At 50.0% G+C, this 20538-nt stretch carries 20 protein-coding genes; 13 read left to right on the top strand and 7 right to left on the bottom strand.

Annotation, left to right across the window (positions count from 1 at the left end; translation table 11 throughout):
* Positions 1–50: 50 nt before the first annotated feature.
* On the bottom strand, positions 51–929 hold the full coding sequence (locus AC5JPW_RS15980) for an SDR family oxidoreductase (RefSeq protein ID WP_494241847.1): 879 nt from the start codon (positions 927–929) through the stop codon (positions 51–53).
* 95 nt (positions 930–1024) lie between these two features.
* Here AC5JPW_RS15980 and AC5JPW_RS15975 point away from each other — a divergent pair, with 95 nt between their 5' ends.
* Positions 1025–1867, top strand: coding sequence for a helix-turn-helix transcriptional regulator (locus tag AC5JPW_RS15975; protein WP_494241845.1), 843 nt, complete (start codon positions 1025–1027; stop codon positions 1865–1867).
* Here the strand turns inward: AC5JPW_RS15975 and ruvC are convergent.
* The 4 genes from ruvC to aspS form a co-directional block, all read right to left on the bottom strand.
* Positions 1839–2360 carry a crossover junction endodeoxyribonuclease RuvC gene (gene ruvC / locus AC5JPW_RS15970; RefSeq protein ID WP_494241843.1) on the bottom strand — a complete coding sequence of 174 codons (522 nt, stop codon included), beginning with the start codon at positions 2358–2360 and terminating at the stop codon, positions 1839–1841. The genes AC5JPW_RS15975 and ruvC overlap by 29 nt on opposite strands.
* A 31-nt stretch (positions 2361–2391) precedes the next feature.
* Positions 2392–3135 carry a YebC/PmpR family DNA-binding transcriptional regulator gene (locus AC5JPW_RS15965; RefSeq protein ID WP_494241841.1) on the bottom strand — a complete coding sequence of 248 codons (744 nt, stop codon included), beginning with the start codon at positions 3133–3135 and terminating at the stop codon, positions 2392–2394.
* 139 nt (positions 3136–3274) lie between these two features.
* A complete protein-coding gene (gene nudB / locus AC5JPW_RS15960; RefSeq protein WP_494241840.1) occupies positions 3275–3718 on the bottom strand; it encodes a dihydroneopterin triphosphate diphosphatase in 444 nt (147 codons plus the stop codon).
* Position 3719: 1 nt separating this feature from the next.
* Positions 3720–5489 (bottom strand): aspartate--tRNA ligase, encoded by a 1770-nt coding sequence (gene aspS, locus AC5JPW_RS15955; RefSeq protein WP_494241838.1) that lies wholly within the window; start codon positions 5487–5489, stop codon positions 3720–3722.
* 267 nt (positions 5490–5756) lie between these two features.
* On the opposite strand from aspS, the gene AC5JPW_RS15950 reads away from it, so the two are divergent.
* Genes AC5JPW_RS15950 through cmoB form a run of 5 tightly spaced genes read left to right on the top strand, consistent with a single transcriptional unit; the run spans position 5757 to position 9333 of the window.
* A complete protein-coding gene (locus AC5JPW_RS15950; RefSeq protein ID WP_494241836.1) occupies positions 5757–6323 on the top strand; it encodes a hydrolase in 567 nt (188 codons plus the stop codon).
* A complete protein-coding gene (locus AC5JPW_RS15945) occupies positions 6320–7138 on the top strand; it encodes a DUF72 domain-containing protein (protein WP_494241835.1) in 819 nt (272 codons plus the stop codon). The genes AC5JPW_RS15950 and AC5JPW_RS15945 overlap by 4 nt, the downstream gene beginning before the upstream one ends.
* 48 nt (positions 7139–7186) lie before the next feature.
* Complete coding sequence (locus tag AC5JPW_RS15940) at positions 7187–7582, top strand: MAPEG family protein (RefSeq protein WP_458046846.1); 396 nt, start codon at positions 7187–7189, stop codon at positions 7580–7582.
* A 39-nt stretch (positions 7583–7621) separates the two neighbouring features.
* The gene (cmoA, locus tag AC5JPW_RS15935; RefSeq protein WP_494241834.1) at positions 7622–8365 is read left to right on the top strand and encodes a carboxy-S-adenosyl-L-methionine synthase CmoA; all 744 of its coding nucleotides are present in this window, start codon (positions 7622–7624) and stop codon (positions 8363–8365) included.
* Entirely contained in the window at positions 8362–9333 is a 972-nt protein-coding gene (gene cmoB / locus AC5JPW_RS15930) for a tRNA 5-methoxyuridine(34)/uridine 5-oxyacetic acid(34) synthase CmoB (protein WP_494241832.1), read from the top strand. Before cmoA ends, cmoB begins: the two co-directional genes overlap by 4 nt.
* 135 nt (positions 9334–9468) lie before the next feature.
* On the opposite strand, the gene cutC is transcribed toward cmoB, so the two are convergent.
* Positions 9469–10212 carry a copper homeostasis protein CutC gene (gene cutC / locus AC5JPW_RS15925; RefSeq protein WP_494241830.1) on the bottom strand — a complete coding sequence of 248 codons (744 nt, stop codon included), beginning with the start codon at positions 10210–10212 and terminating at the stop codon, positions 9469–9471.
* A 17-nt stretch (positions 10213–10229) separates the two neighbouring features.
* The gene (locus AC5JPW_RS15920) at positions 10230–10790 is read right to left on the bottom strand and encodes a VOC family protein (RefSeq protein ID WP_494241828.1); all 561 of its coding nucleotides are present in this window, start codon (positions 10788–10790) and stop codon (positions 10230–10232) included.
* Between the two features lie 201 nt (positions 10791–10991).
* On the opposite strand from AC5JPW_RS15920, the gene argS reads away from it, so the two are divergent.
* The 7 genes from argS to AC5JPW_RS15885 all read left to right on the top strand — a co-directional run bounded on the left by argS (position 10992) and on the right by AC5JPW_RS15885 (position 20417).
* Entirely contained in the window at positions 10992–12725 is a 1734-nt protein-coding gene (gene argS / locus AC5JPW_RS15915) for an arginine--tRNA ligase (protein ID WP_494241826.1), read from the top strand.
* A 503-nt stretch (positions 12726–13228) separates the two neighbouring features.
* Positions 13229–13876, top strand: a complete 648-nt coding sequence (locus AC5JPW_RS15910) for a thermostable hemolysin (protein WP_494241824.1) — start codon at positions 13229–13231, stop codon at positions 13874–13876.
* Positions 13866–15311, top strand: a complete 1446-nt coding sequence (locus tag AC5JPW_RS15905; protein WP_494241822.1) for an AMP-binding protein — start codon at positions 13866–13868, stop codon at positions 15309–15311. Before AC5JPW_RS15910 ends, AC5JPW_RS15905 begins: the two co-directional genes overlap by 11 nt.
* Positions 15308–15973 carry an iron-containing redox enzyme family protein gene (locus AC5JPW_RS15900; protein ID WP_494241820.1) on the top strand — a complete coding sequence of 222 codons (666 nt, stop codon included), beginning with the start codon at positions 15308–15310 and terminating at the stop codon, positions 15971–15973. Before AC5JPW_RS15905 ends, AC5JPW_RS15900 begins: the two co-directional genes overlap by 4 nt.
* Entirely contained in the window at positions 15960–16766 is an 807-nt protein-coding gene (locus tag AC5JPW_RS15895; protein ID WP_494241819.1) for an SDR family oxidoreductase, read from the top strand. The genes AC5JPW_RS15900 and AC5JPW_RS15895 overlap by 14 nt, the downstream gene beginning before the upstream one ends.
* Positions 16763–17392 (top strand): tetratricopeptide repeat protein, encoded by a 630-nt coding sequence (locus tag AC5JPW_RS15890; RefSeq protein ID WP_494241817.1) that lies wholly within the window; start codon positions 16763–16765, stop codon positions 17390–17392. Before AC5JPW_RS15895 ends, AC5JPW_RS15890 begins: the two co-directional genes overlap by 4 nt.
* A 478-nt stretch (positions 17393–17870) precedes the next feature.
* Positions 17871–20417, top strand: coding sequence for an EAL domain-containing protein (locus tag AC5JPW_RS15885; RefSeq protein ID WP_494241815.1), 2547 nt, complete (start codon positions 17871–17873; stop codon positions 20415–20417).
* The last annotated feature ends 121 nt before the right edge of the window (positions 20418–20538 follow it).

Here is a 20538-nt window from a genome sequence, read left to right as displayed (position 1 = left end):
AAGGCTGGATAGATATCCAGCCTGATATTCATAAAAACCGCGCTGTATGGCTATTCACGAAAATAGGCAGCTTGTGTGAGGTCAGAAAGCAATGTGTCGTGGGTGGGTTGCCACCCTAACACCTTGCGCGTTTGCTCACTGGAGGCAGCCATATCTCCCGACGCAAAGTCAGCAAACCAGGCAAAATGCTCGCGCCCTCTGGATTCAACAGGCAGTCCCAGGTATTGACCAATGACCCGGGCAATATCGCGAAAAAGAACCCCCTCCTCCGCCACTGCATGATAAACCTCTTGCGTCACCCCAGTTTCCAGCGCCAACCGGTAAATACGCGCAGCATCTTTACGGTGTACAGCAGCCCAACGATTATCGCCTTCCCCCAGAAAAGCAGAAACACCAGTACGCTTCGCCAGCGCAATCAGAATGGGGATAAATCCGTGATCACCGATTCCGTGAACCGTAGGGGAGAGTCTCACAGTGGCTGCACGTACGCCCTGCTTTGCTTGTTCGCGGGCTGCGGGCTCCGAGCGACGCGGGTAGGACGTGTCAAAAATTGGTCTGTCGCTCTCCAGAGCCAGACGCCCCGGCGCAATCATCGCCAACCCCGATGTCACCAGCAGAGGTCTGACACTTCCACGTAACGCATCACCCAGCGCTTCGATGGCCCGTTTATCCTGGGCACAGTTTTCGACAAACCGAGAAAAATCATGATTAAAAGCCGTATGGATGACCGCATCAGCACGACGAGCATACTCTTGCAACACCGCATGATCATCAAGCGAACCCTGTACGCACTTAACGCCCATCACATTAAGAAACCGGGCTTTAGCCATATCGCGCACCAACCCGGTCACATCATGCCCTGCTGCCATTAAATCTTCCGCAACAGCGGATCCAACCCAACCTGATGCTCCCGTCAAAAAAACATGCATGTGATATTCTCTCTATGTTGATTCATTTAGTCATAGTGATGAATCTCTCCACGGGTGAAAAGTAGTGACATTATCGGGGTATAAGGACTAACAGGATGCAGCGTGACGATCGATCTTCAGAGCTGGGGGAGTACTTAAAGCAGCGGCGAGCCAGGCTCGACCCCGTTAGCCTGGGATTTCATACTGCGAGGCGGTGCACGCCGGGATTACGGCGCGAAGAAGTCGCTCATCTGGCCTGTATCAGTGCAACCTGGTACACCTGGCTTGAACAGGGTCGTGGCGGTACTCCATCAGCCGAAGTACTCGACAGATTATGTCAGGCGTTACAGCTTTCCACCTTAGAACGCGAACATATCTTCCACCTTGCACTGGGTCGCGCCCCAGCCGTGCTGTATTCGCCGACCACTATCGTTTCACATCGCTTACAACATGTTCTGGATGCTATGCCCTACAGTCCCGCGATGATACGTAACGCCACCTGGGACGTACTGGCCTGGAACCAGGCCGCCGCACGGGTCTTAACGGACTATGCGATATTGCCTCCGGCACAAAGAAATATTCTGCGAAGAATTTTTCTCGACCCGCAAGTTCGTGATGCACAAACAAATTGGGAGGGACTGGCGCAGTTTATTGTGGCGGCTTTTCGTGCCGATGCCACACGATCAGGGGCTGCTGACGAGATAAAACCACTGGTTGAGGAACTTATCGCCGCCTCTGACTTGTTTGCCAGCCTCTGGAAAAACAAAGAAATTGATCTCATGGGGGAAGGCACGAAGGTGTTAATGCACCGTCACGCCGGCAGACTTTCGATGGAGTTCTCAAGCTTTGCAGTAGAAGGGCAACCTGATCTGACATTGGTGGTCTATAACCCGACGACGCCAGAAGATGCCCAAAAGATTCGCCTGTTACTTAACGCAACCGACCTCGCGCCAGATTAAGCCGTGTTTCGCTCATCTGCATGGCATTCTGACTGACGTGACAGTGCGTGATGGCAATCGCCAGCGCATCGGCGGCATCCGCCTGTGGGTTGGCAGGCAGTTTCAGTAAGGTTCGCACCATGTGCTGAACCTGGGTTTTCTCCGCACCACCGTTGCCAACCACCGTCTGTTTGACCTGACGAGCGGCATATTCGAAAACCGGGAGATCCTGATTAACAGCGGCAACAATCGCCACGCCACGTGCCTGCCCCAGCTTTAACGCAGAGTCAGCATTTTTGGCCATAAAGACTTGTTCGATAGCGAAATAATCAGGCTGGAATTGGGTGATGATTTCCGTAACACCCGCGTAAATGAGTTTCAGGCGCGACGGCAAATCGTCGACTTTGGTACGAATGCATCCTGAGCCCAGGTAGGTCAGTTGCCTGCCTACCTGGCGGATCACACCGTAACCGGTGACGCGTGAACCCGGATCGATACCGAGAATGATGGACATCACGCGTCTCCTTTTAACGGATTATGCAGTCTCATTCGAGAGTCGCTGCAACCTCATCAGAGATTTCACCGTTATGGTAAACTTCCTGCACGTCGTCGCAGTCTTCGAGCATATCGATCAGACGCAGCAGTTTCGGCGCAGTTTCTGCATCCATGTCAGCTTTGGTTGACGGAATCATAGAAACTTCAGCGGCGTCGGCTTTCAGGCCTGCTGCTTCCAACGCGTCACGCACTGCACCCATCTCTTCCCACGCGGTGTAAACGTCAATCGCGCCATCGTCAAAGGTCATCACGTCTTCTGCACCGGCTTCCAGGGCAGCTTCCATGATCACGTCTTCATCGCCTTTTTCGAAGGAGATAATGCCTTTTTTGCTGAACAGGTAAGAAACGGAACCATCGGTACCCAGGTTACCACCGGTTTTGCTGAAGGCATGACGCACTTCGGCAACGGTACGGTTACGGTTGTCGGACAGGCATTCCACCATGACCGCGGTGCCGCCAGGACCGTAACCTTCATAAATGATGGTTTCCATGTTTGCATCGTCATCACCACCTACACCACGCGCGATGGCACGGTTCAGAGTGTCACGCGTCATGTTGTTAGACAGCGCTTTGTCGATCGCTGCACGCAGACGCGGGTTAGACCCTGCATCACCGCCACCGAGACGGGCAGCCGTCACCAGTTCACGAATGATTTTGGTGAAGATTTTACCGCGCTTGGCATCCTGTGCCGCTTTGCGGTGCTTGGTGTTGGCCCATTTACTATGACCTGCCATAAATATTTCCTCAAAATTATCTTGCGCCTTTCAGCGTCCAGATGCGTTGGCTGCACCCACTCACACCCGTCACTTACTCATATAAGTTCCTGGCGATTCGCGGCCTTACCGTCTGCCTGGAAACTGAAATGCTCGGAAATTAATTAACATTAATTACAAATTCTTCAATCGCCTGCCGGTTACTCCATGACTTGGTTAATGCAGCCGCTTCTGGCGCATCAACCCAGCGGTAAGCCAGGTGTTCAGTGAACACGATGGCGCGCTCATGGGGAAGTGCAAGGCAGAACCAGGATTCTGTATTGCGCTCAATACCCGGGGCGTAGCGATGACGTAAATGACTAAAAATTTCATACTCTACCGTGCGCTGGCAGTCCACTAAGGTCAGTTGCTCGAGAGCGACATCAATGGTGACCTCTTCCTTTACTTCACGCGCGGCAGCATGCGACGCGAGTTCATCATCTTCCAGGCTGCCGGTAACCGACTGCCAGAAATCCGGATCATCGCGTCGCTGTAGCATCAGCACCCGTTTCGTGTCTTGTGCATAGATAACAATCAAAACAGAAACGGGACGCTTATAAGCCATATCAGTTCTTCTCTTCCTTTTTCACCACTTCAATACCCAGCTCGGTTAAGGAAGCCGGGTTAGCGAAGCTCGGCGCTTCTGTCATCAGACAGGCGGCGGCGGTGGTTTTCGGGAAGGCAATCACATCACGAATGTTGTCGGTACCAGTCAGCAGCATGGTCAGGCGATCCAGACCAAAGGCCAGACCCGCATGCGGCGGTGTACCGTATTTCAGGGCATCCAGCAGGAAGCCGAACTTCTCGCGCTGTTCCTGTTCGTTAATGCCCAGGATACCAAACACGGTCTGCTGCATTTCACCGCTGTAAATACGCACGGAACCGCCACCCACTTCATAGCCGTTGATGACCATATCGTAGGCGTTAGCCACGGCATCTTCCGGTGCGGCTTTAAGCTCCGCTGCGGTCATGTCTTTCGGCGAGGTGAACGGGTGATGCATCGCCGTCAGACCGCCTTCACCATCTTCTTCAAACATCGGGAAGTCGATAACCCACAACGGTGCCCATTTGTTCTCGTCGGTGAGGCTAAGATCTTTGCCCAGTTTCAGACGCAGCGCACCCAGTGCATCGGCAACCACTTTTTTGTTGTCCGCGCCGAAGAAAATCATGTCGCCATCTTGTGCGCCGGTGCGCTCAAGGATCGCTTCAACGATCTCTGCGTTGAGGAATTTTGCCACCGGACTGTTGATGCCTTCGAGGCCTTTCGCACGTTCGTTAACTTTGATGTACGCCAGACCCTTCGCGCCGTAAATCTTCACGAAGTTGCCGTAGTCATCAATCAGCTTACGGGTCAGTGCCGCACCACCCGGCACGCGCAGTGCTGCAACGCGACCTTTCGGATCGTTAGCCGGGCCGGCAAATACCGCGAATTCAACGGATTTCAGCAGGTCAGCAACGTCCACCAGCTCCATCGGGTTACGCAGGTCGGGTTTATCTGAACCATAACGGCGTTCTGCTTCGGCAAAGGTCATGATCGGGAACTGGCCCAGATCGACGTTTTTAATATCCAGCCAAAGCTTACGAATCAGGTCTTCCATCACTTCACGAACCTGAGGCGCGGTCATGAAGGAGGTTTCGACGTCGATCTGGGTGAATTCCGGCTGGCGGTCAGCACGCAGGTCTTCGTCACGGAAGCATTTAACAATCTGGTAGTAGCGATCGAAGCCGGACATCATCAGCAGCTGCTTGAACAACTGTGGGGACTGCGGCAGCGCATAGAACTTACCTTTGTGCACACGGCTCGGCACCAGGTAGTCACGAGCACCTTCCGGCGTGGCTTTGGTCAGCATCGGGGTTTCGATATCGAGGAAACCGTGATCATCCATGAAGCGACGCACAAAGCTGGTGATTTTCGCACGGGTTTTCAGGCGCTGAGCCATTTCCGGGCGACGCAGATCCAGGTAGCGGTATTTCAGACGCGCTTCTTCGGTGTTGACCTGGTTGGAGTCCAGCGGCAACGGCTCAGAGCGGTTGATGATGGTCAGCTCAGAGGCAAACACTTCCACTTCACCGGTCGCCATATCGCTGTTGACGTTTTTCTCGTCACGCGCACGCACGGTACCGGTCACCACGATGCAGAACTCGTTACGCAGTTCAGAGGCCAGTTTGAATGCCTCGGCATCTGGATCGAAGAACACCTGAACGATGCCTTCACGGTCACGCATATCAATAAAAATAAGGCTGCCGAGATCACGACGACGGTTGACCCAACCACACAAAGTCACCTGCTGCCCGACGTGGGTCTTACGCAGTTGCCCGCAATATTCTGTACGCATGAGATGTCCCTTAACTTAAGCCGCAGGCTGTTTGTTGCCTGTCCTGCAGGCGACGTTATCGCAGCTTTAGCTGAATGTCACAACTGGATGAAAAAAGGCGGCTATTATACTGGAAATAATGGCTGACGATAAGCCCGATACCGCCTGTACGCACGTTTGCTGCACGCTTAGTGTCTATTCTCACAAAAATTAACAAAATTTGTAAACCGTGCAGGCGCATATACCGCGTAAGGTAAATGTGATGTCATTCATATTTCAGGAGTAATCATGCTGGACCTTCACACTGCAAAAACCGCACTGGTCGTTATTGATTTACAGGAAGGCATCCTGCCTTTTGCTGGCGGACCTTATACCGCGGCGGATGTGGTTACCCGCTCTGCAAAACTGGCGGAAAAATTCCGCGCTAACGGCTCGCCGGTAATTCTGGTGCGTGTGGGCTGGTCAGCGGATTTCGCTGAAGCACTGAAACAGCCGGTTGATGCCGCTGCTGGTGGTCATGCCTTACCTGCTAACTGGTGGGACTATCCGATCGCACTTGGCAAAAAAGAGAGCGATATTGAAGTTACCAAACGCCAGTGGGGGGCTTTCTACGGCACCGATCTCGAACTGCAGTTGCGCCGTCGTGGCATCGACACCATTGTGTTATGCGGTATTTCAACCAACATTGGCGTAGAATCCACCGCCCGTAATGCCTGGGAGCTGGGCTTCAATCTGGTGGTAGTAGAAGATGCGTGCGCCGCAGCCACTGCCGACCAGCACCAGGGGAGCATGACGAATATTTTCCCGCGCATTGGCCGCGTACGTACAACAGACGAGATCCTCACCGCACTATGATGTATCTGGGACTTCCCCAGTGGTCGCACCCGAAATGGGTGCGCCTGGGCATTACAGGTCTTGAAGAGTACGCCCGTCACTTCAATTGCGTGGAGGGCAACACTACGCTCTATGCCCTGCCGAAAGCAGAGATTGTGCAGCGCTGGCGCGAACAAACGCACGACGATTTCCGTTTCTGCTTTAAATTCCCGGCAACCATCTCCCATACAGCTTCACTCCGCCAGTGCGCGGATCTGACGCTGGAATTTTTTACCCGCATGGCACCGCTGGATGACCGCATCGGGCAATACTGGCTACAACTACCCGCGACCTTTGGTCCACGCGACATGCCTGCCCTTTGGGCTTTTCTCGATAGCTTGCCGACAGCATTCACCTACGGGGTGGAAGTACGCCATCCGTCATTTTTTGCCAAAGGTGATGATGAGCGCGACCTTAACCGGGGACTGTATCAGCGTAAAGTTAACCGGGTTATCCTCGACAGCCGCCCGGTACACAGCGCCATCCCCCACAGCGAAGCCGTTATTGAAGCACAACGTAAGAAACCCAAAGTTCCGGTTCACGCACTGGTGACTGCGCAAAACCCGATGGTGCGTTTTATCGGCAGTGACAACATGGTGCAAAATCGCGAGCTGTTTACGGTCTGGCTGGAAAAACTGCCGCTCTGGGAGCAAACCACCACGCCTTATCTCTTCCTGCACACCCCTGATATTGCGCAAGCGCCTGAGCTGGTCGACACCTTATGGCAGGATTTGCAGCAGGTCGTTCCCTCCATCGGGACTCCTCCGTCCATCCCACAGCAATCTTCTCTTTTCTGAATGGATTACCTATTATTGTAAAGCCATCAGGTACTAAAGGGAGTTTGTATGGTTAGCGCGCTGTATGCCGTGCTGGGTGCGTTACTGCTCATTAAGTTTTCGTTTGATGTCGTTCGCCTGCGGATGCAATACCGCGTCAGCTATGGCGACGGGGGTTTCAGTGAGCTGCAAAGTGCGATACGCATTCACGGTAACGCGGTGGAATACATCCCCATTGCGTTGATCCTGTTGCTGTTTATGGAAATGAACGGCGCAGAGACCTGGATGGTTCACGTGTGTGGCATTCTGTTGATTGCCGGGCGACTGATGCACTATTACGGTTTTCACCACCGCCTGTTTCGCTGGCGGCGCTCGGGGATGAGTGCGACCTGGTGTTCACTGCTGCTGATGGCACTCGCCAATCTGTGGTACATGCCGTGGGAGTTGGTTTTCTCCCTGCGTTAGCGCACAATACGCCACTTTGTTTTCCCGGGTATTTACATTATGTCTAACCGCGACACGCTTTTTTCCGCGCCTATCGCCAGCCTGGGCGACTGGACCTTTGACGAACGGGTGGCCGAAGTCTTCCCCGACATGATCCAGCGTTCCGTTCCGGGTTACTCCAATATTATTTCGATGATCGGCATGCTTGCCGAGCGCTTCGTGCAGCCGCACACGCAGATTTACGACTTGGGCTGTTCATTGGGTGCCGCCACGCTTTCCGTGCGCCGCAACATTCATCATGACGGTTGCCACATCATTGCGGTGGATAATTCTCCCGCGATGGTTGAACGCTGCCGACGTCATATCGACGCCTATAAAGCCCCAACGCCCGTCCAGGTGGTTGAGGGGGATATCCGCGATGTGACCATCGAAAATGCGTCTCTGGTGGTGCTGAACTTCACCCTGCAATTCCTTGAGCCACCTGAGCGTCAGGCGCTGCTCGACAAAATTTACCAGGGTCTGAAACCGGGCGGCGCACTGGTGCTGTCAGAGAAATTCAGCTTTGAAGATGAAACCGTGGGTGAGTTGCTGTTCAACATGCATCATGATTTTAAGCGGGCCAATGGTTACAGCGAACTGGAGATCAGCCAGAAGCGCAGCATGCTCGAGAACGTCATGCTGACAGACTCCGTCGCTACTCACAAAACACGTTTGCGCAGTGCCGGTTTTGAGCACAGTGAAGTCTGGTTCCAGTGTTTTAACTTTGGCTCACTGGTCGCCGTAAAAGCAGGGAATGCCGCATGATTACCTTTGAACGTTTTTACCAGCAGATTGCGGTGAGCCCCCTCTCCCACTGGCTGGAAACCCTGCCCGCGCAAATCGCCACCTGGCAGCGTGAGGCCGTTCACGGTCAGATTAAGCAGTGGACCAGCGCCATTAACTATCTGCCGGAGCTGAAACCCCATCAGCTCGATCTGCTCAATGGCGTGATTGCCACCAGCGAGGAGCCGCTAAGCGCGGGCGAATTGACCCGCATAGAGACGCATCTGCGTAACCTGATGCCGTGGCGCAAAGGCCCCTTCTCACTCTACGGGCTGGACATCAATACCGAATGGCGCTCGGACTGGAAATGGGACCGCGTTCTGCCACATTTGTCCGATTTACGCGGCCGTACCATTCTCGATGTGGGTTGTGGTAGCGGCTATCACATGTGGCGGATGATCGGTGCCGGGGCAAAATTTGCCGTGGGTATCGACCCGACACAATTGTTCCTGCATCAGTTTGAAGCCGTACGTAAGCTGCTGGGTGACGACCGTCGCGCGCACCTGCTGCCGCTGGGTATCGAACAGCTTCCGGCTCTTAATGCGTTCGATACCGTCTTTTCGATGGGCGTACTTTACCACCGCCGTTCACCGCTGGAACATCTCTGGCAACTCAAAGATCAGCTGGTGCAGGACGGCGAGCTGGTACTGGAAACGCTGGTGATTGATGGCGATGAAAATACCGTTCTGGTACCGGGTGACCGATACGCACAGATGCGTAACGTCTATTTCATTCCGTCTGCCGCTGCGCTGAAGAACTGGCTGGAGAAGTGTGGATTTGTCGACGTGCGCATTGTGGATGTCTGCACCACCACGATTGAAGAGCAGCGCCGCACCGACTGGATGATCACCGAATCGCTGGCCGAATTCCTCGACCCGCATGACAGCAGCAAAACTATCGAAGGCTATCCTGCCCCGGTTCGTGCCGTGTTAATTGCCAGAAAGCCGTAACATCAGCGAGGAAAGCTAACGCCGCTGCAGAGCGAAATATGCCGGAGAAGGATAAAAAAAGGCCCCTGTTGAAATTGCAGGGGCCTGGTACAAATAAGCATCATATTGGGCGACATGATGCTGCGGTAAAACCGGTTACTGCGCGTGATGAGCGATTTGCGCTTTCATCACCGCGACGGCATCGCCATCCACACTGTAGCGGGAGTACTCATCCGCCGAGGCGTCTGCCGACATCGATAATCCTGTATTGCGATAACGCATAGGCGATGGTGTTAAATGGCCTGCCGAGCTGTGCACTTCCTGTACTCCTGCATTGAGAAAGTTTTCCAGGTTACTCGACCGAACTCCTGCACCCGCCATTATTATTGGAGTACCGGGTCGGGCATTTAGTTCCGTAATTAATGCGAGACCTTTTTCTGCAGATGCCTGTTGGCCGGATGTCAGAATACGCGCAACCCCTAATTCCCCTAAAATATCAGCGGCTTGATATGGGTCCACACACATATCGAATGCCCGATGAAAAGTGACCGCCATGCCTTGTGCGGCTTGCATAATCTGCTGCATACGTGGCACATCGACATGACCTTCTTCATTGAGCATCCCCGTTACCAGTCCGGGGAAACCCAAATCACGAATCTCCTGGATATCTTCCAGGATGGCGGCAAACTCTTCGTCGTCATAACAAAAATCACCGCCACGCGGGCGAACAATGGGATGAACCGGAATGGTCACCGTCTGGCGAACCCGTTTCAGGACCCCGAGTGACGGGGTCAACCCGCCCTCTTTCGGTGCCGCACACAATTCAATGCGGTCAGCCCCATGACGCTGCGCCGTTAATGCGCAGGCCGCGCTATAACAACAAATCTCCAGTAAGGTCATTTTTTCTCCCTGAATGTCTACTGCTCGCTGGCCACGATCGCTTCAATGGTCCAGGGGTGGAATTTCACGGTCACTTTGCCATCGGTCACTGCAAGCGTGGGATTAGGAAGGCGTTCGCGTTCCCCTTTCGGTGAGCTGGTTTTAACAAATATCCCCGCCTGGCTCAGTCCGTCGTCTGCCAGCAACGCCAGCGCACGAGCATTTAAGCTCTCAGGCTCACCGGGCAGCACAATCTCAATGTGCTCCCAGCCTTCATGCGGATAGCGCTTCTCACCCGGCCAGGGCAGTTCCACCACGCTAAACTGCCAGTGGGCGACACACACCGGTTCATGCAGTTTGAACAGACAGATAGGCCGACCGTTGATCAGGGTTTCAGAAAGCAATTCCCCGCACTGCTCAAAACCACGACGCCAGCGTTCAGCCGTGGCGTTCTGGTGGCAGCGTAATGAGATATGGTCAGCGTCCAGAGGCGTAATATCCAACCCGAGGCGAGCGGTCAGTTGGGTAAAATCATCAATAAAACGCGGGAGATCCGCGCTGATGTCGCTCAGTTCTTCAAGGGTCTGCCAACGGGTCATTTTCTCGGTATCCGTGCTGTTTATCAGGCGGCTAATCTACCCTGTTCTGCTCTGCTAACCAACCTTGAAACGGAATCAAAAACCACTGCGGTTCCCCTGCTGACGCCATGGGGCAATTGCAGTATACTCCCGCCTTTCATTATCAACACCCGGACGCAGCCCGCACCTTTGCGCGTTGTGTCGACAATGTAAGGTATCCCGGTGAATATTCAGACTCTTCTCTCAGAAAAAGTCAGTCAGGCGCTCATTGCCGCAGGTGCGGCAGCGGATTGTGAACCTCAGGTTCGTCAGTCAGCAAAAGCCCAGTTCGGCGACTATCAGGCTAACGGCGTGATGGCGATTGCGAAAAAACTGGGCATGGCTCCCCGACAACTGGCAGAGCAGGTTCTGACCCATCTCGATCTGAACGGGATTGCCAGCAAAGTAGAAATCGCCGGTCCCGGCTTTATCAATATCTTCCTTGCCCCGGATTTTCTGGCCGAGCACGTTAGCGAAGCGCTGAAATCTGACCGTCTGGGTGTGGCAAAACCGCAGCAGCAGACCATCGTTATCGACTACTCTGCGCCAAACGTGGCGAAAGAGATGCACGTCGGTCACCTGCGTTCCACCATCATTGGCGACGCGTCCGTGCGCACCCAGGAATTCCTCGGTCATAAAGTGATCCGCGCGAACCACGTGGGCGACTGGGGTACCCAGTTCGGCATGCTGATTGCCTATTTAGAAAAGCAGCAGCAGGAAAACGCAGGTGAAATGGCGCTGGCGGATCTTGAAGCCTTCTACCGTGAAGCGAAAAAACACTACGACGAAGACGCCGTCTTTGCCGAGCGCGCCCGTGGCTATGTGGTGAAATTACAGGGTGGCGACGAATACTGCCGTCAGATGTGGCGCAAGCTGGTTGACATTACCATGGGCCAGAACCAGATTGCCTATGAGCGTCTGAACGTTACCCTGACCCGTGACGACGTGATGGGTGAGAGCCTGTATAACCCGATGCTGCCAGGCATTGTGGCCGATCTGAAAGCCAAAGGTCTGGCGGTCGAGAGCGAAGGCGCAACGGTGGTCTTCCTCGACGAGTACCAGAATAAAGAAGGCGAACCTATGGGTGTCATCATCCAGAAAAAGGATGGCGGCTACCTCTACACCACTACCGATATCGCCTGTGCCAAGTACCGTTACGAAACGCTGCATGCGGACCGCGTCCTTTATTACATTGACTCCCGTCAGCATCAGCACCTGATGCAGGCCTGGACCATCGTGCGTAAAGCCGGTTATATCCCGGACTCTCTCTCGCTCGAACACCATATGTTCGGCATGATGCTCGGTAAAGATGGCAAGCCGTTCAAAACCCGCGCGGGCGGTACGGTAAAACTGTCTGACCTGCTGGACGAAGCACTGGAACGCGCTCGTCGTCTGGTCGCAGAGAAGAACCCGGACATGCCTGCTGATGAGCTGGAAAAACTGGCTAATGCGGTCGGCATCGGTGCAGTTAAGTACGCGGATCTCTCCAAAAACCGTACCACCGATTATGTCTTCGACTGGGACAATATGCTGGCATTTGAAGGCAACACTGCGCCTTACATGCAGTACGCTTACACCCGCGTGCTGTCCGTGTTCCGTAAAGCCGGTATCGAAGAGAGCACCCTGCTGAGCGCCCCGGTGGTGATTGCCGAAGATAGAGAAGCACAACTGGCCGCCCGCTTGCTGCAGTTTGAAGAAACGCTGACCGTGGTCGCCCGTGAAGGCACGCCGCACGTGATGTGTGCTTACCTGTACGATCTGGCAGGGCTATTCTCTGGTTTCTACGAGCACTGCCCGATTCTGAGTGCAGAGAGCACCGAAGTGCGTAACAGCCGTCTGAAACTGGCACTGTTGACTGCAAAAACCCTGAAACTCGGTCTGGATACTCTGGGTATCGAAACCGTTGAGCGCATGTAAGCGTTCCTGTCTTTAAGTTAATACAGAAATGGCAAAGCCGTAGTGCACAGCGCTACGGCTTTTTTATTTATCGGGAACGTGGGTGTTATACCAGAGCCCCCTAAACTCAACGGTTCCTTATTCCTTGTGCATTCGCCAAACTTGCTATCAATCGTATAGTTTTTTTAAACATTGATTCTCTCATCGCTGACGCGCTGTGAAGGCCATTAATAACTTTTCACTTTAAGTGATGAGTTCATACTCTTTTATTGAAACGTGCTGCACGTCACTATTTTTAGCATCGGAGATTACCTTCTTTCGAAGATAGAGAAAAATACAATACATCCCATGAATAATGACTAATACACCTTGTTTTTTAGGTAGTTAAATACATACCTACAATCGGCCACCAACCTTTAGCAGGCCTTAGGTAAACAGTAAATTATTTTCCATATTATTTGCTCTCTTAAGGTTGTCATAATATTTCATTGCCATTCTGGGATTATCCCAAAAGAGGTAATGTCATGAAAATAACAACACCTTACACACTCAAATGGTTACAGGGTGGCAGTGATATAAACGCTGCCTCGACATTAATTCGTAGAAATTATAATGAAATCTATCACGCCACCCTGCCGTTTTGTATGCCATGGTTGCTGTGTTTGTATGATAATACCGATGAACTCAAAGCTGCCTGTGGCGTCCAACTTGCCGGATTGAAAAAACTATTTCTTGAGCATTACCTTAATGAACCTATCGAACGCATATTATCATCAAGAATTAATCATCCCGTACAACGTACGGACATTATTGAAATTGGTAATTTTGCCGCGTGTGATGGTGCCAGCACTCGGATTATGTATGGCGCACTTTGCCATCTACTGAATCATTATCATTATTCCTGGATTGTATTTACCGGCACGAAAAAAATACGTAATACTTTTTCTCGCCTTAATCTGAGCCCAATCCCGCTTGCGCCTGCTGATCCCGAGCGTATTGGCGGTTGTGTTCAAACCTGGGGTGAGTATTACCGGCACGATCCCATCGTTATGGCTGGCGAGCTCTCTGGCGGTCAGTTGACACTGTCCAGAACAACCCGCCTTTTGAATCTTTTTCCCCTCTTACCCGATGCTCCCTGGATCAATCAGGCAGGAGACTCCTATGTTTCTTAAAAAACTTGCGCAAATGTCCGCTGACTGCCCAGAAGGTTTGGCACTTTGTGGTGAAGACAGTCAATGGACCTGGCGCCAGTACTACCATGCAGTAGAAGCATTAGCCGGGCAGTTAGCCACACTGGGAGTCAATCGCCTGGCGCTGGAAGCCGATAATCATCCGCATTGGGCCATCATTGATTTGGCCTGCCTTGCTGCAGGTGTAGTCATTATTCCCGTCCCCTCTTTCTTTACTCCTGCTCAAAAGGCCTGGGTTTTATCTTCGGCTTCTGTCGACGCTCAAATGGGCGACGTAAGCGCGTCAGGTCACTGGCAAAAATATGACACCCTTCTTAGACCTTTGCTAATACGTAAGGTCAACGACCCGGTTGCATTGCCGTCGGGTACGGCAAAGATCACTTTTACCTCTGGCACAACTGGTGAGCCAAAGGGGGTCTGCCTGAGTGAGGCCGGAATGTTCTGGACAGCCGGCACACTGGCAAATGAATTATCCCCTTTGAAACTGACACGCCATTTAGTAGTACTGCCACTCAGTATTCTTCTGGAAAATATCAGTGGGATCTACATCCCACTTATGCTCGGCGTCAGTACGGTCATTTCCCCCTCATCAAAAGTTGGTTTTGAAGGTTCGAGCCGGTTCAATGCCACGCGGTTCCTGGAGTACCTGACCACCCGTAAACCTGACAGCCTGATGTTGGTACCCGAGTTGCTCAGAGTTCTGCTGCAACTGCATCTGAAATTCCCGACAAGTACGGAATCGCTTAAGTTTATTGCTGTTGGAGGCGGAAGAATTTCACCAGAAATCCTGCAGTTGGCAATGAAGTCTGGTCTTCCGGTTTTTGAAGGGTACGGGCTGTCTGAGTGCGGTTCAGTGGTTAGCCTTAATTTACCGGGAGGTGTCAAGCACAACAGCGTCGGTGCTCCGTTACCGGGTATTACAATTAGTATTGATGATACAAGTCAACTTATTGTTTCCAGCCCGGCCAACGCACTGGGATATTTGGGTACTGATACGCCGATGTATGCGGTTGCCACCGGTGACTTAGGCAGACTGGATGAGGATGGATATATCCATATCCAGGGAAGGCTGAAAAATATTCAGATAAACGCGTACGGGCGCAATTTTTCCCCTGAATGGCCTGAATCAGAAGCCATGCTTTGCCCTTCAGTACGCCGAATAGTCATTTTTGGTGAAGGTCTTAAACACAATATTGCTCTCGTCGATGCATTTGAGGGGCAGGAAGCCGCAGCACGTGAGCAGCTGTTGTCCCTATCTGCACGACTCCCTGATTATGCTCAACCCCATCGACTGATCTTTACTTCTGAAATTTCTGCTCCGGGTATGTTCACTCCAAACGGTCGTCCACGCCGCGACGCTATCTGGCAAACCCTACACCCACACATGTTCACCCTACTTGAGAAGGAAGAAAAATGAATTTCTATCAACATCTTCAGAATGAGACGGCTCTTGAACGTGAAGGTATGCTTTCATCGACAGTAATTGCACGCTGCCAGTCAGGCGATATATCACGCGAGTTGTATATCGAATTTCTCACCCAGGCCTATTATCACGTTAGCCACACGGTTCCTCTTCTGATGAGTGCCGGAAGCCGTTTACCGGGGACGCATGAAAACATGCGTGGAGCCATTACTGAATATATTGCTGAAGAGTATGGCCATCAGGAATGGATATTGAATGACATTCGTGTGTGTGGTGGAGATGCCGATAAGGTTCGCCATGGCACCCCCGGCCTGCCTATCGAAGCAATGATCTCATTTCTCTATTACCGTATAGAACATATTAATCCCATGAGTATTTTTGGGATGGTCCAGGTGCTCGAAGGCACGAGTGTTCTGATCGCGTCATCTATTGCAGATCAAGTTGAGAAAGCCCTCGGTTTACCTGAGCATGCGACAACTTATCTGCGCTCCCATGGCGAGCTTGATCAGAGCCACCTTAAATTTTTCTCAATATTAATGAATACCGTAGTGGATGAATCCGACAAGAGCGCAATTATCCACACCGCCCGCCGCGTGTACCAACTTTATGGTTACATGCTTAACCAACTTGGGGCCAATGCACATGAATCTCAATGATAAAGTCGTTTTACTTACGGGTGCCAGTGGTGGTATTGGCCAGGCACTCGCGATTGAATTAGCCAAAAAAGGAGCAAGAATATGCCTTGTAGGCAGAAATGCCAATGCCATGAAACTGTTAAAGGGATCTTTACTTCATCCCGAACGCCATTTCATTGCATTAATGAGGGATTATAGCGATGAAGAAATAAATAATCTCAGCGCTCTTTTTAATGACACGTTGAAACTGGATATTTTAATTAACAATGCAGGAACGAGTCGATTTGCACTTTTTGAACAGCAATCTTTTGATGACATCCGTGATCAAATTCGTGCAAATATTGAAATTCCTGCTTTGCTGACACGTGCGATGTTAACAAAATTCAATCCACAGGGAATTGTACTCAATGTTGGATCTATATTCGGTGAGATTGGGTATCCTGCCTGGAGTGTTTATAGCGCGACCAAAGCGGCAACTCATCGTTTTTCCGAAGCACTGAGCCGCGAATTAGTGGGCAGTGGACTGACGGTATTGTATGCCGCGCCGCGAGCAACGAATACAGAGCTCAATAGCATGGAGGTGTATGCATTAAATCGCAAACTGGGGAATACAAGCGACTCACCTAACTTTGTGGCTGCCAAAATTGTCCGCATGATCGAAACGGAACAAAAGTGTTATCGATTTGGCAAGATGGAACGCTTTTTCGTTAAAATTAACGCCTGGTTTCCCGCTATCGTCGATAGGGCCCTCAACAAGAAACTGTCTCTGATTCAATCTTTTGCCCGTCACTCGACCAAAGGAGAGTTCAAATGAAAAGTTATTACCCACTACTTTTAGCATCTGCGTTGATCGCTCCTGCAGATGGAATAGCCTCGCCAGGTCCGCTTGAAAACCTACAGTATAAATGGTCAGTTTGTCAGTACCAGACACTACAGACCAACAAAGAGCAATGCTTAAATACACTAAGTCAGCAAGCTCATGAAGCCAACCAGTCGAGCAATAATAACGATGCAGGGCTTTTGATTTGGTCAGCAATAATTGATAGCAGTCTGGCGGGTGTGAAGGGTGGCCTGAGTGCGCTTGGTCTGGTGAAAGAGGCAAAAAAAGACCTGGAAAAAGCCATTAAACTTGATCCGAACGCTCTTCAGGGTTCTGCATGGACCAGTTTAGGCGCACTCTACTACCAGGTTCCCGGTTGGCCTGTAGGCTTTGGTGACAAAGCCAAAGCCGAAGAGATGCTAACGAAAGCATTGAGCATCAATCCCAATGGTATTGATAGCAATTATTTCTATGGCGATTTTCTGTTGACTGAAAAAAGAGCAAAGGAAGCAAAACGCTACCTGGAAAAAGCCCTGCATGCTGAAGCCCGGCCAGGGAGAGATGTTGCAGATAATGGTCGCCGTCAGGATATACTTCGCGACCTTGATACTCTTCATTAGTCCTGGCATACACAACATTCACCCTTCTGTTCAGTTTGACAGGGATAATTTTTACCTCCGCCGGATAAATGATTTGTCCGCTAATGAAAAATGCCACGGTAAAAGCAACACGCGAAAATTAGCATCATTAACGCAACACTCCAGACATGACATAAAATGTCAGTTACGTTTAAAGATAAGAGCATAGTAATTTAATTTTTCAATAATTAAATATTTCAGTATATTCATCGAGTTGCATAGATAAAATAAAACGCAACATTCTATTTTTTCTGGCGAAAACTAAATATTTGCCGTGAGTGGCTGGATTATTTTTGCTGACTGGATGATTCTTTAAGAAGTTAGCCATTATTAACTGTCATTATCGCCAATCTAAATGGTAATAGATATCATTTACATGTAAATAAATGAAAAAAACAAAAAAGACCGGGGAGTTAAATTTGAAACTATCCCGGATCCCACCGATTGGTAAGGGGGCACTATGAGCACTAATGACTTCCTCAGTCACGTCATGAGAGCACTTTCATGGATAGATAACGGCTCAGGTCCCGCTATCCTCATTTACGACGAGTGCAACATTATTAAGTATATCAGTAAGAGAGTTGAGTACTGGACGGGATTTACCTCTGCTGAGGTGGCAGGAGAACACATTGGTTTCTTACTCTCAAAAGATGTTGAGAGAAAATCCATAGCATATTTAGGCCAACATCCAGTAAAACCGATTAATTTGTATTTAAGAACGAAACATAGCCCTCCTTTAATTAGATACTTTCAGTTATCCTGCCAGCAGAATGGTTGCGATTTGCTGAACATTGCACATTTAAGTGAACTCACTGAAGATTTGCCCTCGCAGCGACAAACATTTTTAATGCAATCTGCAATAAATAATGTCGACCGACCAGTGATTATTCTTGATAAAGAAAGAAAGATTGTCTTCGCCAACCATGCTTTCAGTCACGAATTCGGTTATGAAGACTCCGAAACGACAGGCAAAGAAGTCAGTACTCTTCTCGCCAGTAATCATATGGAAGTGGATGAATATGAAAATTATGCTCATAAAACCTGGGGCATGACCAAAATTTGTTTTGAGCCCCTGTTGCGACATAAAAATGGTCAGGATAGTAGATTCAATGTCACCAGCCATCCTATACATAACTCGGGCGAGTTAGAACTTGATGGCTACTCTATCGATGTTTTCAATCATATCACTCGCGAACGCCAACTCCACCAGCTGGAACGAGATGTCTTACATGCTCTGACAAGTGGGCTTTCATTTCGTGGATTTGGCGACTATTTATGCACACGTGTCGGACTCATACTGCCTGATGTAACTTCTTCGATTTTACTGCTGGATGCTGAAAAAAAATTGCGTTCATGGGCCGTAGGTGAACTCCCATCTGACTTCAGTAGGATGGTCGATGGCCTCGCCGCAGGAGAAAATGTCGGCAGTTGTGGAACAGCAGCCTGGCGAGGCGAACCCGTACTGTGTAATGATATACAAACTGACCCACTCTGGAGTGATTTAAAGCACTTTGCCCTTGAACACAATATTCATTCTTGCTGGTCATACCCAATAATCAGACGCAACGGAAGCGTTGCAGGGACTTTCGCCTTTTATGCCACCAAATCAGAACTCCTTCAGACATTACCTGAAAATATTATTGCTACATGCGCCAGCTTATGCTCTTTAGCCATTGAACGGGAAGAAACTCAAAAACGCATGGAGCAACTTGAAAAGTTTGACTCCCTGACGGGTTTGCCTAACAGGTTATGTTTAAAAGAATATTTAAAGAACCAACTTGAGTCATTTCCTACTCGCTTCATTACCATCTTATCGATCGGGCTGAGGCGTTTCAAAGAAATTAATGAAATGCAAGGGCATAACGTAGGGGATTATATCCTGACTATTCTTGCTCATCGTTTCCAACATGAATTCACCCCACCTGGTTTTGTGAGCCGCGCCGGTGGTGATGTTTTTGTTATTATTATTCCTGGATGCACACATAAAGACATTATTGGTATAGCTGAACATTTAACTTTATTGGTAACACGCACAATTGAAGTTAACAACTACCTTATCACACCATCAGCATCCATTGGCATATGCTACACTAATGCGATAAAAGAAGAACAAAGCGTTGAAATGCTCTTAAGTAATGCAGAGAAAGCAATGTTCCAGGCAAAAGAAAGCAACACATCATATCTTTTCTTTGATCCTGATATAAACGATAAAATTATGGAAAGGCTCCTGATGGGCATCGAATTAAAATCAGCGCTCGCCAGTAATCTGTTAACGCTAAACTATCAACCACAGGTCAATGCTTGCGATGAGAGCGTTTATGGGCTGGAGGCTCTTTGCCGTTGGTTTTCCCCCAAATTAGGCCATGTATCACCTGATAGATTTATTCCACTCGCAGAAGATTTAGGTTTAATTGACTCTTTAGGTCGCTGGACGATATCTGAAGTCTGCCGTCAAGTGTCTCAGTGGACAAGGCAAGGAATATGTGTCCCAGGGGTATCGATAAATTTATCTCCGGTAAACTTCCAGTTATCAGGCCTTCCGGAATTCATTACCAGCCAATTAACAAAATATAATATCCCAGGGTCTATTTTAACCATAGAAGTCACTGAAAGATCGGTTATGACTTTGACACCTGAAATGAAATTACAAATTGAAGCCATAAAAAAACTAGGCATCAGCTTATCCATCGATGACTTTGGCACGGGTTATTCAAACCTTGCAAACCTATCTAATTTACCCGTAGACGAAATTAAAATTGATCGCAGTTTCACGATGAATAGTCATAAGGAGCGGACTCTTTCACTCATTGAGGCAATTATAAAAATCGGATCTAGCCTCAGTTTGAGGGTAGTGGCGGAAGGAGTTGAAACACTTGAACAAAAAGAACTGTTAAATAATTACAAATGCCCTATTCTGCAAGGGTATTATTTTTCTAAACCTCTTAATGCCATTGACACCACGAAATATTTGCAATCAATTCAAGACAAGCAAAAAGAATCAAACTAGCAATCCTCAAACAATACAAATTCTTAACCCAAGTGATAATCATAATCAAGCGCATTAGTTACACCAGCCACTACCTATTGATAAAGATAATAATTTGCCACTAACTTTGATTTGAATCACA

This window comes from Phytobacter sp. (assembly GCF_059074235.1).
Note: the sequence above shows the minus strand (reverse complement) of the source record. Positions and strands in the feature narration are given on the sequence as shown.